The organism is Brevundimonas sp. UYEF29 (assembly GCF_040546195.1).
Taxonomy (GTDB): domain Bacteria; phylum Pseudomonadota; class Alphaproteobacteria; order Caulobacterales; family Caulobacteraceae; genus Brevundimonas; species Brevundimonas huaxiensis.
In genome coordinates, this window is the sequence record NZ_JBEPNH010000005.1 from 61,170 (window position 1) to 76,633 (window position 15,464).

General features: G+C 67.9%; 13 protein-coding genes. 8 read left to right on the plus strand and 5 right to left on the minus strand.

The annotated features are described in order from the left end of the window. Positions 1–57: 57 nt before the first annotated feature. Positions 58–585: an RNA polymerase sigma factor gene (locus ABIB58_RS09680; RefSeq protein WP_231576575.1), complete on the minus strand. Its 528-nt coding sequence runs from the start codon at positions 583–585 to the stop codon at positions 58–60. A gap of 197 nt (positions 586–782) precedes the next feature. Here ABIB58_RS09680 and ABIB58_RS09685 point away from each other — a divergent pair, with 197 nt between their 5' ends. Beyond that, positions 783–1,748: a glucosamine inositolphosphorylceramide transferase family protein gene (locus ABIB58_RS09685; RefSeq protein ID WP_052689484.1), complete on the plus strand. Its 966-nt coding sequence runs from the start codon at positions 783–785 to the stop codon at positions 1,746–1,748. Between the two features lie 3 nt (positions 1,749–1,751). Further along, positions 1,752–2,903, plus strand: coding sequence for a glycosyltransferase family 4 protein (locus tag ABIB58_RS09690; RefSeq protein WP_354040603.1), 1,152 nt, complete (start codon positions 1,752–1,754; stop codon positions 2,901–2,903). Positions 2,904–2,906: 3 nt separating this feature from the next. Here ABIB58_RS09690 and ABIB58_RS09695 read toward each other — a convergent pair whose 3' ends face one another. After that, the gene (locus ABIB58_RS09695) at positions 2,907–3,497 is read right to left on the minus strand and encodes a class I SAM-dependent methyltransferase (RefSeq protein WP_354040605.1); all 591 of its coding nucleotides are present in this window, start codon (positions 3,495–3,497) and stop codon (positions 2,907–2,909) included. Positions 3,498–3,621: 124 nt separating this feature from the next. Here ABIB58_RS09695 and ABIB58_RS09700 point away from each other — a divergent pair, with 124 nt between their 5' ends. The 5 genes from ABIB58_RS09700 (at position 3,622) to pyk (ending at position 11,332) form a co-directional block, all read left to right on the plus strand. Continuing rightward, positions 3,622–5,655 carry a TonB-dependent receptor gene (locus ABIB58_RS09700; RefSeq protein ID WP_354040607.1) on the plus strand — a complete coding sequence of 678 codons (2,034 nt, stop codon included), beginning with the start codon at positions 3,622–3,624 and terminating at the stop codon, positions 5,653–5,655. A gap of 163 nt (positions 5,656–5,818) precedes the next feature. Then, on the plus strand, positions 5,819–7,027 hold the full coding sequence (locus ABIB58_RS09705) for an LL-diaminopimelate aminotransferase (protein WP_306003354.1): 1,209 nt from the start codon (positions 5,819–5,821) through the stop codon (positions 7,025–7,027). Between the two features lie 2 nt (positions 7,028–7,029). After that, positions 7,030–7,974 carry a DUF808 domain-containing protein gene (locus ABIB58_RS09710; protein ID WP_354040610.1) on the plus strand — a complete coding sequence of 315 codons (945 nt, stop codon included), beginning with the start codon at positions 7,030–7,032 and terminating at the stop codon, positions 7,972–7,974. 72 nt (positions 7,975–8,046) lie between these two features. Then, positions 8,047–9,750: an alkaline phosphatase family protein gene (locus tag ABIB58_RS09715; protein WP_354040612.1), complete on the plus strand. Its 1,704-nt coding sequence runs from the start codon at positions 8,047–8,049 to the stop codon at positions 9,748–9,750. A gap of 136 nt (positions 9,751–9,886) precedes the next feature. Continuing rightward, positions 9,887–11,332, plus strand: a complete 1,446-nt coding sequence (pyk, locus tag ABIB58_RS09720) for a pyruvate kinase (protein WP_354040614.1) — start codon at positions 9,887–9,889, stop codon at positions 11,330–11,332. On the opposite strand, the gene ABIB58_RS09725 is transcribed toward pyk, so the two are convergent. From ABIB58_RS09725 to ABIB58_RS09735, 3 genes are read right to left on the minus strand one after another with little or no spacing between them, the layout of a single operon-like run. Continuing rightward, positions 11,329–12,366, minus strand: coding sequence for an oxidoreductase (locus tag ABIB58_RS09725; protein WP_354040616.1), 1,038 nt, complete (start codon positions 12,364–12,366; stop codon positions 11,329–11,331). The genes pyk and ABIB58_RS09725 overlap by 4 nt on opposite strands. Positions 12,367–12,373: 7 nt before the next feature. Then, a complete protein-coding gene (locus tag ABIB58_RS09730) occupies positions 12,374–13,798 on the minus strand; it encodes a helix-turn-helix domain-containing protein (protein WP_354040618.1) in 1,425 nt (474 codons plus the stop codon). Further along, on the minus strand, positions 13,791–13,928 hold the full coding sequence (locus ABIB58_RS09735) for a hypothetical protein (RefSeq protein ID WP_153923009.1): 138 nt from the start codon (positions 13,926–13,928) through the stop codon (positions 13,791–13,793). Before ABIB58_RS09735 ends, ABIB58_RS09730 begins: the two co-directional genes overlap by 8 nt. On the opposite strand from ABIB58_RS09735, the gene ABIB58_RS09740 reads away from it, so the two are divergent. Further along, positions 13,927–15,462 (plus strand): acyl-CoA carboxylase subunit beta, encoded by a 1,536-nt coding sequence (locus ABIB58_RS09740; RefSeq protein ID WP_354040621.1) that lies wholly within the window; start codon positions 13,927–13,929, stop codon positions 15,460–15,462. The two genes, ABIB58_RS09735 and ABIB58_RS09740, sit on opposite strands and share 2 nt — an antisense overlap. The last annotated feature ends 2 nt before the right edge of the window (positions 15,463–15,464 follow it).

Sequence of the window (15,464 nt, forward strand, 5' to 3'; positions counted from 1 at the left end):
GCGCCGCCAAGCTTTCACCTTCAGACAAATTCCCCCAGGGCGTGAAAAGAACCGGCATCACGGTTGAACCTTGCGGGAAAGAACGCGCAGCGCGTCCATCATGTGCTTCTCGACGGAACTGCGCGAAATACCCATTTGAACGGCGACTTCGCCATAGCTGACCCCATCGAACTTGTGCAGGCGAAAGACCGTCTGGGTCTTGGGCGGCAGGGTCTCGAGAGCGGCGAGAAGGCGCGCCAGTTTCTCGCGCCCGGCCACGACCGCCTCTGCCGAAGGGGCCGCGTCCAGGTCTTCGGCGGCGCCGGTTTCATGGTTCAGTTGTCGCCATTGGGCGTCGCGGTTCGCCGACCGTTGCCCGGACCGCCAGCGATCCATCAGAAGGTTGGAGGTCAGGCGAAATAGAAAGGCACGAGGATTGTCCGGCGGCGGGTCGGGATCGAGCGTCGAAACCTTCAGATAGATGTCCTGCAGCACATCATCGACATCGCCCGACCCGCCGCCCAGCCGCGCGCGGCAGAACCGGGCCAGATCCTCGCGCTGCTCAAGATAGGCGGCGATCAGGGGATGCGCGGCAGGCGCGGTCAAACGGGCGAAGTCCTCTCGTGCAGCCAAACGGGCCAAGACCTTCAATGCCGTGACGATTTTCATGAGGCAAGGGTCGGTCGGCGGCGTCCTTGTCATGAAGGCGCCGTGTCGCGGCGACGAGCAGGACCCAGATGCGCGCGTTTGCAGGACATGACGGCACGACGACCCCGGTTCTTTCGGTCGGCTAGGGCGTCATCATGTTCGATATCTGGCGCTCGGGCTTCATTCGCCGTCCCTTAAGCAGCTTCATTGACCATGAGCCGCGCGCGGACGAGATCGTCTGGCTGCCGGAATGCGGCCCGCATGCCTATGTCGCGGACCCGTTCGGCATCACGCGCGACGGCGTGCTGACCGTCTTCGTCGAGGCGTTCGACTATCATGTGCGCCGCGGCGAGATTCACTATCGCCAGTATGACGCCGACGACCGGCTGGTGGGGCAGGGCGTGGCCCTCTCCGAGCCCTGGCACCTCTCCTATCCCAGCCTGATCGAGGACGGCGGCGAACTCTACATGCTGCCGGAAGGCTACAAGAGCGGCGGGCTGATCCTGTATCGCTGTGTCCGTTTCCCGGATCAGTGGGAGGCGGTGGCCCGCATCGGCGAGGCGGCTGCGATCGACGCGACGGTGGTCAAGCACGACGGCCGGTGGTGGATGTTTCATGCGCTTCCCGGACCGGACGACCGGGCGATGCGCGAACTGCATGTCGCCTGGGCCGACAGCCTGACGGGGGCTTGGACGGCGCATTCGGCCAATCCGGTGCTGAGCGGTTTTCAGACCTCGCGGCCGGGCGGGTCGGCGTTCGTTTACGACGGCGCGCTTCATCTGCCGGTTCAGGACTGCGCCGCGACCTATGGGGCGGCCATCAATCTATTGCGGATCGATGCGCTTTCGCCGGAGACGTTTTCTGCCGTGGTCGTCAAGCGGTTCGAGCCGGGCCGTCTGCTGGACGGATACGGCGACGGCTTGCACACCCTGGCCGGTCACGGCGACGTCACCTTCATCGACGTGAAGAGCATCCGCCAGTCATCGGCGGAGCCTTGGCTGAAGGCCGGGTTCAAGGCGCGTCGGCTGCTGGGCCTGAACGGGCCGCGCGGTCGCCGCGCCACCGGCGCCGCCGTCCACCCCAAGATTTTCGAGACCGCTTCCGTTCGGAAGGAAGGCTAGACCATGCGTATCGCCGTCGTTCTGCCGCGAGGCTGCACCTTCTGTCCGGACAAGACCAACTCGATGGAGACGGTGGTGCGCACCCTGTCGGCGCACAGCCGTTTGAACCGACTGGTGACGCTGATCGCCGACGCCGGCGGCCCGACGCCGGCGGGCGTTCAGATGGTGACGGTGCCGGCCGGACTAGGCCGCAAGGCGCGAAATGCGGCGGTGGTTGACGTTCTGAAGAAACTGTCGCCGGACATTGTGGAATACCATCAACAGCTGAAGGCGGCGTCGGAGTTGGCACGGCAGTTGCCGGACGCGATCCACGTTCTTTATCGCCACACGCGGATCAAGCCGTCGCGCAACCTGATCGAGCGCTTCCGCTATGGCCGTCGCCTCTCGCGGTTCGACCGGCTGGTGTTCGTCAGCCGGGCGGCGGGTGAAGAGTTCGCGATGGACTATCCGCGTTTGGCGGGACGCATCTCGTCGGTTTGCAATCCGATCGAAAGCGACGCCTGGCGCGCATCGCCCGAGCAGCGCGAGAACCTGATCCTGTTTTCAGGACGGGCGATGAAGGACAAGGGGCTGGACCTGTTCTGCACCGCTCTGGCCGACACGCTCGATCGCCATCCCGACTGGCGCGGCGCGTTGATGCTGGGCGACTGGGAAAAGCATCAGGACTGGGCCGCGCCGCAGGTGCAGATGCTCGAGCGGTTCGGCGACCGGGTCGAAATTCACAAATCAGCATCGCTGGACGCGGTGCGGGCGATGACGCAGCGCGCCGCCATCGCGGTCACGCCGTCGCGGGTGCGCGAGGCCCTGGGACTGGCCGCGCTGGAGGCCCATGCGGCGGGCGCGGCGCTGATCTCGTCGGGACGCGGCGGCTTGCGCGAAGCCAGCGGCGAATATGCGCTGTATGTCGACGTCGAGGAGGCCGGGTCGCTGACAAGCGCCATGATGCGTCTTGTCGAAAACCCGGGTGAACGTCTAGCCCTGGCGCATGGCGGGCAGGCCTATGTCGAGCGGGTGCATTCGCCGGCCGCACGCGCGGCCGAGCTGGACGCCTTGCGCGAGGCCCTGGTCGACAAGGCGTTCGTCACACCAAAGCCGACGCTGCGCCGGCGTCCTCTGTTCGGGCCGGCGGCGTCGCTGACCCGGCTTCAGGGCTAGGCTTCAGCCTCTCCGGATGAGGCTGTCGTAGACGTGGGTGACCGCGTCGAACCGCACGCGCGTCGGCTGGTCGCCCAGGGGTGTGGCCTGGAAGTCGGCGTCGGTCAGGCCGGCGGCGACGGGATCGGCGATCTTGTCGGTGTTCCAGCCCAGCAGCAGGCGCCCGCCCGGGCGTAGGATGGCCGCCAGAGCCTTCAAGGCGCGCTGCTGCTGGTCGGGACTGTCGACGCCATAACCCAGCACCCCGTTGCAGACGACGGCGGCGAAGGTCAGGTCCGGGAACAGCCGATCCGCCTCGCAAACGTCGCCTGTGCGGTGGCGACCCTCGCGGCCCCAGCGTGCGGCGGCCGGATCGATGTCGGTGGTCCAGACCTCGCCGCCCTGGGCCTCCAGCAGGGCGTAGTCGTCCAGCGTGTATTCGCGGCATCCGACCCACAGGATGCGCCCGCCCTCGGCCGCCAGCGCGGGAACATAGCTGTCGGCCATCACCCGTCGGTCGGGCAGGGCGCGGATTCGCGCCGCCTTGGCGGAGCGTCGCCTGCGCTCGGCGTCCTTGCCGAAGATCAGACCCCTGACGAGCGTTCCCAGACCCACGTGCTTCCCCCTCGGACCGTTCGATACGGTTGTTATCGAGGGGGCGGCGATCTGTCTCGCGCTTTTCAGTGCGTTTCCGGCCGCCGGGCTTTGATGTGGTCGAACGACCGCCTACTGACGGCGCATGATCCAGGACGTTCCTCCCCCCGTCACGCCCACCGCCTTGCCCGAGATCGTCGTCACAGCCGCGCGTCTGCCGCCAGCGGCGGCCGATGCTGCGTTTTCGGTGGTGCGGATCGATGAGTCGGTGCTGTCGCGGTCGTCGCGTCTGGACGAGGCGTTGCGATCCGTGCCCGCGGTGTCGCTGTTTCGGCGCACCAGCAGCGCGGCGGCCAATCCGACGACGCAAGGGATTTCGCTGAGGGCCATCGCGCCGTCCGGGGCAGGACGGACGCTGGTGCTGCTGGACGGCGTGCCGCTGAACGATCCGTTCGGGGGCTGGGTCATCTGGTCCCAGGCGACGCCGGAATCCCTGGAAAGCCTGGACGTGATCCGGGGGGCGGGCTCGGGCCCCTATGGCGCGGGCGCGCTGACGGGCACGATCACCTTGCGTGAGCGCGCGAAAGGCGGTGCGCTGGATGTGTCCGCGTCCGAGCGTGGCGGGTTGCGGACGGCGGCGGCCGCCTCCACGCGACTGGGACCTTTGGCGGTGACGTTGAGCGGTCTTCGCGAAGTCAGCGACGGCTGTGTGCCGGTGCGTGGGCCGTCGGCAGGCGCGGCGGACACGCCGCTGGATCTCGACAGCCGAAGCGCGGCGCTGCGGGTCGATACGGCCTTGGGACAGGCGAACCTGTCGGTCCGGGCGGCGACCTGGGAAGAGGATCGCGGATCGGGTCTGGCCGGAACGCGCGCGAACGCCAGCGGGCAAAGCCTGAGCGCCACGGCGGCGCAGGCGCTGACGGCCGACGGCTATGGCTGGCGGCTGCAGGCGTGGCGGATCGACAGCAATCTGGCTAACAGTTCGGCCTCGGTGTCGGCCGACCGATCGACCACGACGCCGGCCAACGATCAGTTCAAGACGCCCGCGACGGGATGGGGGCTGAATGCGGCGCTGCGCCGTCGCATGGCGGAGTTTGCGGGCGGACGATTGGAATGGGAGTTGGGCGCCGATGCGCGCTTCAACGACGGCGAAACCGACGAACTGTTCAGCAATCCAACGGGCGCGGGTTTCGCCCGTATTCGGCGTGCGGGCGGGGAGACGGCTGTGGCTGGCGCCTATGTCGATGCGTCCTGGAGCGCGGCCGACTGGCTGGTGGCCGGCGGACTGCGGGTGGATCGGTGGGAGAATACGGGAGGATTCCGTCAGGAGAACACCCTGGCGACCGGCGCCGTCCTGCTGAACGAAAGCGATCCGGATCGGTCGGGCGAGGTGGTCAGCGCGCGTCTGGCCGTGCGACGTGATCTGGGCGGCGGCTATGCGGCGCGGGCGGCGGCCTATTCCGGGTTCAGGCCCGCGACGTTGAACGAACTGCATCGGCCGTTCCGTGTCGGCAACGACATCACCGAGGCCAACGCCGCCCTGACGCCGGAAACGCTGAAGGGCGTGGAGACGGGTGTGGCCTTCGACCGCGAGGGCGTGCGTTGGGGCGCATCGGTGTTCTGGATTCAGATCGAGGACGCCATCGTCAATGTGACCCTCGGGTCCGGGCCGGCGACCTTCCCCCGCGCCGGGTTCGTGCCGGCGGGCGGGGTGCTGCGCCAGCGCCAGAACGCCGGGACCATCGACGCCTGGGGCGTGGAGCTGACGGGGGTGCTGAACCTGTCGTCAGCCGTGTCGCTGAACGCCGCTGCGTCCTGGACCGACGCCGAGATCGACGGCGGATCGTCCGCCGCGCAGCTGACCGGTTTGCGTCCTGCCCAGGCGCCGGAGTGGAGCGCCACGGCCGGGCTGGATTGGCGCGCGACCGATCGACTGACCCTGGCGCTGGCGGCGCGTTATGAATCGAGCCGGTTCGACGACGACCTGAACAGCCGGGTGCTGGACGCCGCCGTGACCTTGGACGGGCGAGCGGAGTGGGCCTTCACGCCGAACGCGACCCTCTGGATGGCGGCGGACAATCTGTTCGACGAGGATGTCGAGGTGTCGGAAACGGGCACGGGCGTCGCCGGATACGGCCCGCCGAGAACGCTCAGCGTCGGTTTGCGCCTGAGCTATTGAGGGGGATGACCGGCGGTCTTATCGACCAGGTTTTTGCGCGACGCACAGATTTCGTCCGCCTGACGGGTGAAAATAACCTTCAATGCTGTTGCGCGAGGCCGCTGGCGCGCTAAGCGCTAGGGGCGGTCGATCCACGGCCGCTGATCCCAACGACGAGCCTGTCATGTCCGAAGAATTCTACCGCATGAAGCGGTTGCCGCCCTATGTCATCGCCGAAACCAATGCGATGCGCGCGGCGGCCCGTGCGGCAGGCGAGGACGTGATCGACCTGGGGATGGGCAACCCCGACCTGCCGCCGCCGCAGCATGTCATCGACAAGCTGATCGAGGTGGCCAGGAAGCCCGACGCCCACGGATATTCGCAGTCCAAGGGCATCCCAGGGCTGCGCCGCGCGCAGGCCAACTACTACGGCCGCCGTTTCGGCGTCGATGTGGATCCCGAGACCGAGGTGATCGTCACCATGGGTTCCAAGGAGGGCCTGGCCAGCCTGGCCACCGCCATCACCGAGCCGGGCGACGTGATCCTGGCGCCCAATCCGTCCTATCCGATCCACACCTTCGGCTTCATCATCGCCGGGGCTGCGATCCGCAGCGTGCCGACCACGCCGGACGAGAAGTATTTCGAGGCGCTGGAGCGGGCCATGGCCTTCACCGTGCCGCGGCCCAAGGTGCTGGTGATGAACTATCCGTCGAACCCGACGGCGGAGACGGTCGATCTGGCCTTCTACGAACGGGTCGTGGACTTCGCCAAGGCGAACGATCTGTGGATCATCAGCGATCTGGCCTATTCGGAGCTCTATTACGACGGCAAGCCGACAGTCTCGATCCTGCAGGTTCCGGGCGCCAAGGACGTGGCGATCGAGTTCACCTCCCTGTCCAAGACCTACAGCATGGCCGGTTGGCGCATGGGGTTTGCGGTCGGCAATAAGAAGCTGATCGCGGCGATGACGCGGGTGAAATCCTACCTCGACTACGGCGCCTTCACGCCGATCCAGGCGGCGGCGTGCGCCGCGCTGAACGGGCCGCAGGACATCGTCGAGCAGAACCGCAAACTCTATCACCGCCGGCGCGATGTGCTGGTCGAGAGTTTCGGCCGTGCGGGGTGGGAAATTCCTAAACCGGCCGCTTCCATGTTCGCCTGGGCGCCCCTGCCGCCGGCGCTGAAGCATCTGGGCAGCCTGGAGTTTTCAAAGCAGTTGCTGACCCACGCCAAAGTCGCGGTGGCGGCGGGCGTCGGCTATGGCGAGAACGGCGAGGGCTTCGTCCGCATCGCCATGGTCGAGAACGAGCAGCGCATTCGTCAGGCCGCGCGCAACATCAAATCCTATCTGAAATCGCAGGGTGTCAACGTGCCGCCCAGCCGGGAAGACTGACTATGCCGTCTGGACTGATCGCGCTGCTGGACGACGTCGCCGGCATCGCAAAGCTGGCGGCCGCGTCGCTGGATGACGTGGGCGCGGCGGCCGGCAAGGCCTCGACCAAGGCCGCCGGCGTGGTGGTGGACGATGCGGCGGTGACGCCGCGCTATGTCATGGGCCTGTCGCCCAGCCGCGAACTGCCGATCATCAGCAAGATCGCGCTCGGATCGTTTCGCAACAAGCTGATCTTCATCCTGCCGGTGGCCCTGGTGCTCAGCGCCTTTGCGCCCTGGGCCATCACCCCAATCCTGATGTGCGGCGGGACCTATCTGTGTTTCGAGGGAGCCGAAAAGCTGCTGGAGGCGGTGGGGCATGGCGGGCATGAGGATGCCGCGCCGGTCGCGCGCGATGCGGCGGCGCTGGAGAAGACGACGGTGTCGGGCGCGGTGCGCACCGACCTGATCCTGTCGGCCGAGATCATGGCCATCGCTCTGGCCGATGTCGCGGCGCAGCCGATCCTGACCCAGGCCGCGGTGCTGGCCGTGGTCGGCATCGCCATGACCGTCGTCGTCTATGGCGCGGTCGGCTTGATCGTGAAGATGGACGACATCGGTCTGAGCCTGGCCAAGCGTGACAACGGCGGCGTGCGCGCCCTGGGACGGGGTCTGGTCAAGGGCATGCCGATGGTGATGAGCGCCCTGTCGACGATCGGCACGGCGGCCATGTTGTGGGTCGGCGGCGGCATTCTGCTGCACGGTTCCCATACGCTGGGGCTGCACTGGCCGGCTGTGCCGGTCGAGCATCTGTCGCATGCCGTCGGCGAACTGTTCGGGCCGTTGGCCGGCGTGATGAGCTGGCTGACGACGGCGGTGGCCTCGGCCGTGATCGGCCTGATCGTCGGCGGCGCGGTAGTGCTGGTCCTGCATCAGGTCGCGCGCCTGCGCTCCAGGGAATCGCACTAGGAGCGAGCCGGGCTGTCACGCGGGCGCCATCCGCAACAGCTAGAGGCCGCACGGCTGTTGTTGGAGTTCTCCATGTCCCTGTCGCGTCACGTCGCCGCCGCGTGTCTGGCCGTCTTGTCGATCGCGGGCGCCGCCTGTGCGGGCGCGCCGGTCGCCCAGCCGACGGTTCAGGCCGCCGCGTCGCAGTCGTCGATCGCGGCCCTGACGCCGCCCAAACTGATCGTGACCATCGTGGTGGATCAGTTCAGCGCCAATCTCTTCAACCAGTATCGCAACCGCTACAGCGGCGGCCTGCGCCGGCTGGCCGACCAGGGGCTGGTGTCGATCAACGGCTATCAGACCCACGGTCTGACCGAGACCTGCCCGGGTCACTCCACCGTTCTGACTGGGATGCATCCGGCCGAGACCGGCATCCCGGCCAACGACTGGATCGACGGTAAGACCGGCAAGGAAGTCTATTGCCTGGCCGCGCCGCAGAACCACCTGGCGCACGGTCGCGACGATACCGACAACGGGCCGGTGGGCCCGGATCAGCTGCGCGCCACGACGCTGGGCGACTGGCTGAAGGCCGTCAGCCCGGACAGCAAGGTGATGGCGGTGTCGGGCAAGGATCGCGGGGCGATCAATCTGGCCGGTCATCAGGGGCAGGCCTTCTGGTTCACCGACGGGTTTGGACTGACGACCTATGTCGAGCCGGGTCAGACGGCCGAGGCGAAGCTGGCGCCGGTTGCGGCGTTCAACCGTGACTTTAACGCCTGGACGGCGGCGACGCCTACAGCCTGGGACTATCAGAACGCGAACTGCCGGGCGCTGGCGGGGGACTGGACCATCCGCGGCCAGACCGTCCATTCGGTGCTGCCGCCGGCGGGGCTGAAGTTCGACACCTCGCCGCTGCTGGACGAGCAGACGCTGAAAGCGGCGGAATATCTGCTGGACAGCCAGAAGCTGGGGCAGGGGACGGCGACCGACATGCTGGGCGTCAGCCTGTCGGCCACCGACCGGATCGGCCATATGTACGGCACCCAGGGGCCGGAGATGTGCGAGCAGATGCACCGGCTGGATGCGGCGCTGGGCGCATTCTTGGACAAGCTGGCCCAGGTTCCGGGCGGGGCGCTGGTGGTTCTGACGGCTGATCACGGCGGGTCGGACTTCGTCGAGCGGCTGCACGAGCATGGCTATCCGCAGGCGCACCGCGCCGACACCAATGCGATCAAGGGCGTCAACGCCGCGCTGAAGGCGCGCTTCAACCTGGACGCCGATCCGCTGCAGTCCGGCGGTTCGGGCTGGATGGTCGCCGATGCGGATCACAAGTCGCTGCCCGATCCGTTGCGGACACAGGTGGCGGAAGCGGCGGTCGAGATGCTGCGCGCCCTGCCGGACGTCGCCTTTGCCGAGACGCGCGACCGGCTGCTGGCCGAGCCTCTGCCCGACAGCCGTCAGCCCGAGATGATGACGGTGCGCGAGCGGATGCGGCTGTCGACCGTCGCCGAGCGATCACCCGACATCCAGTTCGCCTGGACCCAGAACACCACCTCGGGCGGCCGCGTCGGCTCGACCTTGGCCGGGCACGGCACGCCGTGGGAATATGACCGGCGCGTGCCGATCATCTTCTGGTGGCCGGGCGCCAAGGCGGAGGAACGGTTCCTGCCGATCCGGACCGTCGATATCGCCCCGACCCTCGCCCATGTGATCGGCGTCGCCGCGCCGCAGGTCGAGGGCCGATGCATCGATTTGAACGGGTTCGCCGTGGCGGCTTGCAGGGCGGCGGCCAGATAAACTCCTGTTTCCGGCCGTCAACTCATGTTTCCTGAGGGGAAGGCGGCCTTACGCAGCGCGGGTTTCGTTGGCAGAAGAGGGCGAAATCGCCCAGGCGGCCCCGTTTTGCCGTCCGAGAGAGCCAACAGGAAACGTCATGAACCGAGCCCGTCGCGCGCGTATCGTCGCCACCCTGGGACCCGCCAGCCGTGCGCCCAGCACCGTCAAGGCGCTGGCCCAAGCGGGGGTGGACGTGTTCCGCTTGAACTTCAGCCACGGGTCGCATGAGGATCACGCCGCCGCGTTGAAGGCGGTGCGCGGCGCCGAGATGGCCCTGCAGCGTCCGCTGGGCGTGTTGGCCGACCTTCAAGGGCCGAAGCTGCGTCTGGGCCGGTTCAAGGACGTCGAGATCGCGGTCAAGCCGGGCCACACCATGCGCTTCGACCTGGACCCGACGCCCGGCGACGAGACGCGGGTGCAGATGCCGCATCCCGAAATCTTCAAGGCGCTGCGCAAGGGGATGCTGCTGCTGCTGGACGACGGGCGGGTGCGTCTGCGTGTGGGCGAGCGGACCGACGAGTGGGCGGATGTGACGGTCGAAAGCGGCTCGAAGCTGTCGGACCGAAAGGGCGTGGCGGTGCCGGAGGCGGTGATCCCGGTCTCGGCCCTGACTACTAAGGACCGGGAGGATCTGGCCTTCGCCCTGCGGATGGGCGTGGACTGGGTGGCGCTCAGCTTCGTGCAGAAGCCCGAGGACATGGCCGAGCTGAAGCGGATCGTGAACGGGCAGGCGGCCTGCCTCGCCAAGATCGAAAAGCCGGCGGCCCTGGCCGATCTGGAAGCCATCCTGGACTATTGCGACGGGGTTATGGTGGCGCGCGGCGATCTGGGCGTCGAACTGGATCCCGAGGATGTGCCGGTGGCGCAAAAGCAGATCGTGCGCGCGGCCCGCAATCGCGGGGTGCCTGTGATCGTGGCCACCCAGATGCTGGAATCCATGACCAGCGCCCCGGCCCCGACCCGCGCCGAGGCGACCGATGTGGCCAATGCGGTCTATGAGGGCGCGGACGCCCTGATGCTGTCGGCCGAGACGGCGTCGGGCGACTATCCGCTGGAGTCCGTCGGCATCATGAGCCGGATCATCGAGCGCGTCGAACGCGATCCGATGTGGCCCAGCCTGATGGGCGCCGAACACGCCGGCATGGACGAGCATGACGTGGACGCCCTGGTCGGGGCGGCGCGGATGGCGGCGAATGCGCCTTCGACCGGCTGTCTGGTGGTGTTCACGACCTTGGGCGGCACCGCGCGGCGGATGGCGCGCGAGCGGCCGTTGAAGCCGATCCTGGTGCTGACGCCCAATCCCAACACCGCGCGCCGGCTGGCCCTGGTCTGGGGGCTGGAGCCGCGTCTGGGCGAGCAGCCGGACTCTCTGGAGGCCGTCACCGATGATGCGGTGAACAGCGCCGTTCGATATGGCCTGGCCGAGCCGGGACAACGCATCCTGATCCTGGCGGGCACGCCGTTCGGGGCGCCGGGCGCGGCCAATCTGCTGCGACTGGCCCACGCGCCGGCGGCGACGTCGAAGGGCCGCAAGAAGAGCTAGAAAGCGATCTCGCGACGCTCCGCCGCGCTGCACAGACCGGCATCCAGGATGCGCATGACGGTCAGGGCTTGGTCGGCGGAGACGGGCGGCGGTCCCTCGCCGAGGATCGCATCGCGCATGGCGGCGTAGAAGGCGGGATAGTCGCCGCGTTCGGCCGTCGGTGTGGTGCGGATGGTTTCGCCGTCGATCTGTTTCGTCAGCTCGCCGGGCGAAGCATCGACGCCCCAGTCCGCGTCGCCGGGACGCAGGCCGGCCTTGGACTGGCTCTCCTGGGCGTCGAGGCCGTGTTTGATGAAGCTGCCGCCCGTGCCGTGGACGGCGTAGCGGAGGCTGGCCTCGGCGGCGAGGTGGCTCATGTTCAGGATGACCCGCAGCCGGCTATAGCGTAGCAGGACGTGGGCGTAGTCGATGGCCGTGGCGCCGACGCGCTGGGCCTGGAGGTCTGCGTAGACGGCCAGGGGCGGGCCGAACAACTGGACCGCCTGGTCGATCAGATGCGGGCCCAGGTCGGCCCAGACGCCGCCGTCGCGTTTGTCCTTCCAGCGATCGGTGACGGTCGGGCGGAAGCGGTCATAGTGGCTTTCGAACACGGCGATCTCGCCGAGTTCGCCCTGGTCGATCAGGCGGCGCAGGGTCAGGAAGTCGGCGTCCCAACGGCGGTTTTGGAAGACGCTGAAAACGCCGGGCGATGACGCTGCGACGGCGGCGACGGCTTCGGCGTCAGCCAAGGTGGCGGCGAAGGGCTTGTCCACCACCACCGACTTGCCGGCCTTCAGCGCCGCGATCGACTGTTCGGCGTGCAGGGCGTCGGGCGTGGCGACGACGATCAGGCTGATGTCGTCACGGGCCAATGCGGCGTCCAGGTTCGGCAGCACCTCCACGTCGGGCAGGTCGGCGTGGACCGCTTCGGGTCGGGACGAGACGACGGCGGCCAGGCGCAGGCCGGGCGTGGCGGCGATCAGGGGGGCGTGGAAGGTCTGGCCCGCCAGGCCGTAGCCGACGACGGCGACGCCGATGGGTGCATGTGAGGTCATGCCCCGATCAATAGCGGTCGGGGCGCGGGCCATCCAGCACATAGGGCACCACGCCGCGCTCGTTCTCGGGCACGTGCAAGGTCCGGTCCAGGGGCGGGAAGGCGCGCTGGGTGCAGTCGGTGCGCTCGCAGATGCGGCAGCTGACGCCGATCCGGGCGGCGGGGCCGTTCAGGTCCAGACCGGCGGCATAGACCAGGGCGCCCGCATGTTCGACCTCGCATCCCAACGACAGGGCGTAGCGGCGGTCGTTGGCCAGGTAGGAGCCGCTGGGCTTTGACACGCTGCGTGCGATGGAGATGTAGCGCGATCCGTCGGGCATCTCGGCCAGTTGCACTCCGATCCTGTCGGGCGCCGCGAAGGCTTCGTGGACGTTCCACAGCGGGCAGGCGCCGCCGAAGCGGGCGAACTGGAAGCGGGTGGCGCTGTGCCGCTTGGTGATGTTGCCGGCCATGTCCACGCGGGCGAAATAGAAGGGCACGCCGCGCCAGCCGGGCCGTTGCAGGGTCGAGAGCCGGTGGCAGACCTGTTCGAAACTGACCTGGAAGCGGGTCCGCAGCCGGTCGATGTCGTGCTTTTCCTCGCGCGCGGCCTCGAGGAAGGCGCGATAGGGCAGCAGCAGGGCGCCGGCCGCATAGTTGGCCAGCCCGACGCGGGCAACGTCCCGTGCGGCGTCGGTGCGGATGGCGGCCTGATCCAGCTCGGCCTCGATCAGGTCGCGGAAGGACAGCAGGGCCAGCTGGTGCGCGAGCTGGAACGACCGCGTCGCGCCGGGCTGCCAGGCGTCCAGCGTCAGGACGCGGCTGGCGGGATCGTAGCGCCGCAGCGCCTCCTGACCGGCGACATAGGCGACGCGGACGCCGTGCGCCTGGGCCAGCGCCGTCTCCAGCGCCCGCTCGATCTGGCCGTCCTGCACCAGGGTCGCCGCCAGCGTCTCGGCCGCAGTGTCCAGCGTGTCGATATAGTTGTCGCGATAGTGGAAGAAGTCGCGCACCTCTTCGTAGGGCAACAGGGCGACACTGGCGCCGTGTTCGTCCCGGCCCAGGGTGTCGTCCAGCGCCTTCACCCGTTCGTCGAGACGACGGAAGGTCTGGTGCAGGGCCAGAAACTGGCGGGCCAGACGCGGGGTGTTGGCGACGGCCTGTTTCAGCTCGGCGGCCGTCGGCGGCTCCGCCTGACCCGCGATATCGGTGGTCGCCTCGCGCAGGTCGGCGATCAGGCGGGCGTCGCCTTCCAGATCGAACAGGCTGGCGTCCACGTGAAAGGCGCGCGTCAGCGCGATCAGGACGCGCGCGGTGGCCGGGCGCTGGTTGGTCTCGATCTGCGACAGATAGGACGGGGACAGGCCCAGCCGTTCGGCGCACGCCTCCAGCGTCCAGCCGCGCGCCTCGCGCAGCTTGCGCAGTTTGGCGCCCAGAAAAAGCTTCTCAGCCATTCGCAACTTTGCAGATCATATCGCCATCCTTTGCAAGCCCGCGCAGTTCCACACTTTTTGCAAAGTTGCGTTTGCCATTTTGCGATGAAGGCGCCACGCGTTCTTTGAACGAGAGGCGAAGATCCATCATGACTCAAGCCATCCTTGAAGAACTGGAGCGCCGTCGCGCCGCCGCCAAACTGGGCGGCGGCGAAAAGCGTATCGCCGCCCAGCACGCCAAGGGCAAGCTGACGGCGCGCGAACGCATCGACGTGCTGCTGGACGAGGGCTCCTTCGAGGAGACCGACATGTTCGTCGAGCACCGCAGCCACGACTTCGGCATGCAGGACCAGCGCATCCCCGGCGACGGGGTGGTGACGGGGCGTGGCACCATCGGCGGACGGCTGGTCTATGTCTTCTCCAAGGACTTCACCGTCTTCGGCGGCAGCCTGTCGGGCGCCCATGCGGCCAAGATCGTCAAGCTGCAGAAGATGGCCCTGACCACCGGCGCGCCGATCATCGGCCTGTTCGACGCCGGCGGCGCGCGGATCCAGGAGGGCGTGGAGAGCCTGGCGGGTTACGCCGACATCTTCCTGCAGAACACACTCGCCAGCTGCGTCATTCCCCAGATCAGCGTGATCATGGGGCCGTGCGCGGGCGGCGATGTCTATTCGCCCGCCATCACCGACTTCATCTTCATGGTGAAGGACACGAGCTACATGTACGTGACCGGCCCCGACGTGGTGAAGACGGTCACCAACGAGGTCGTCAGCCACGAGGACCTGGGCGGCGCGCGGGTCCACGCCGGCAAGTCGGGCGTGGCGGACGGGGCGTTCGAGAACGATCTGGAGGCCCTGTCGGAAGTGCGCCGCCTGATCGGCTTCCTGCCGCTGTCGAACCGCGAAAAGCCGCCGGTGCGCGAAAGCTATGACGAGCCGGAGCGTGACGAGCCGTCGCTGGACACCCTGATCCCGGCCAATCCGAACCAGCCCTATGACATGAAGGAGCTGATCCTGAAGGTGGTCGACGAGGCCGACTTCTTCGAGATCGGGGCCGACTTCGCCAAAAACATCATCTGCGGCTTCGGCCGGCTGGACGGACAGACGGTCGGGATCGTCGCCAACCAGCCCCAGGTGCTGGCGGGCGTGCTGGACATCGATTCAAGCCGAAAGGCCGCGCGGTTCGTGCGCTTCTGCGACGCCTTCGACATTCCTCTGGTGACGCTGGTCGACGTGCCGGGCTTCATGCCGGGGACCAAGCAGGAATACGGCGCCCTGATCAAACACGGGGCCAAGCTGCTGTTCGCCTATGCCGAGGCGACGGTGCCCAAACTGACCCTGATCACACGCAAGGCCTATGGCGGCGCCTATGACGTGATGAGCTCGAAACACCTGCGCGGCGACGTCAACTACGCCTGGCCCACCGCCGAGATCGCGGTCATGGGGGCCAAGGGGGCGGTCGAGATCATCTTCCGCAAGGAGGCCGGCGATCCGGCGGCCCTGGCCGTGCGCGAGGCCGAGTACAAGGACCGGTTCGCCAATCCGTTCGTGGCGGCTGGCCTGGGCTACATCGACGACGTCATCATGCCCCACGGCACGCGGCGGCGGCTGGTGAAGGCGCTGCGGACGCTGAAGAACAAGGTCCAGGAGAACCCCTGGAAGAAGCACGACAATATTCCGCTGTAGGC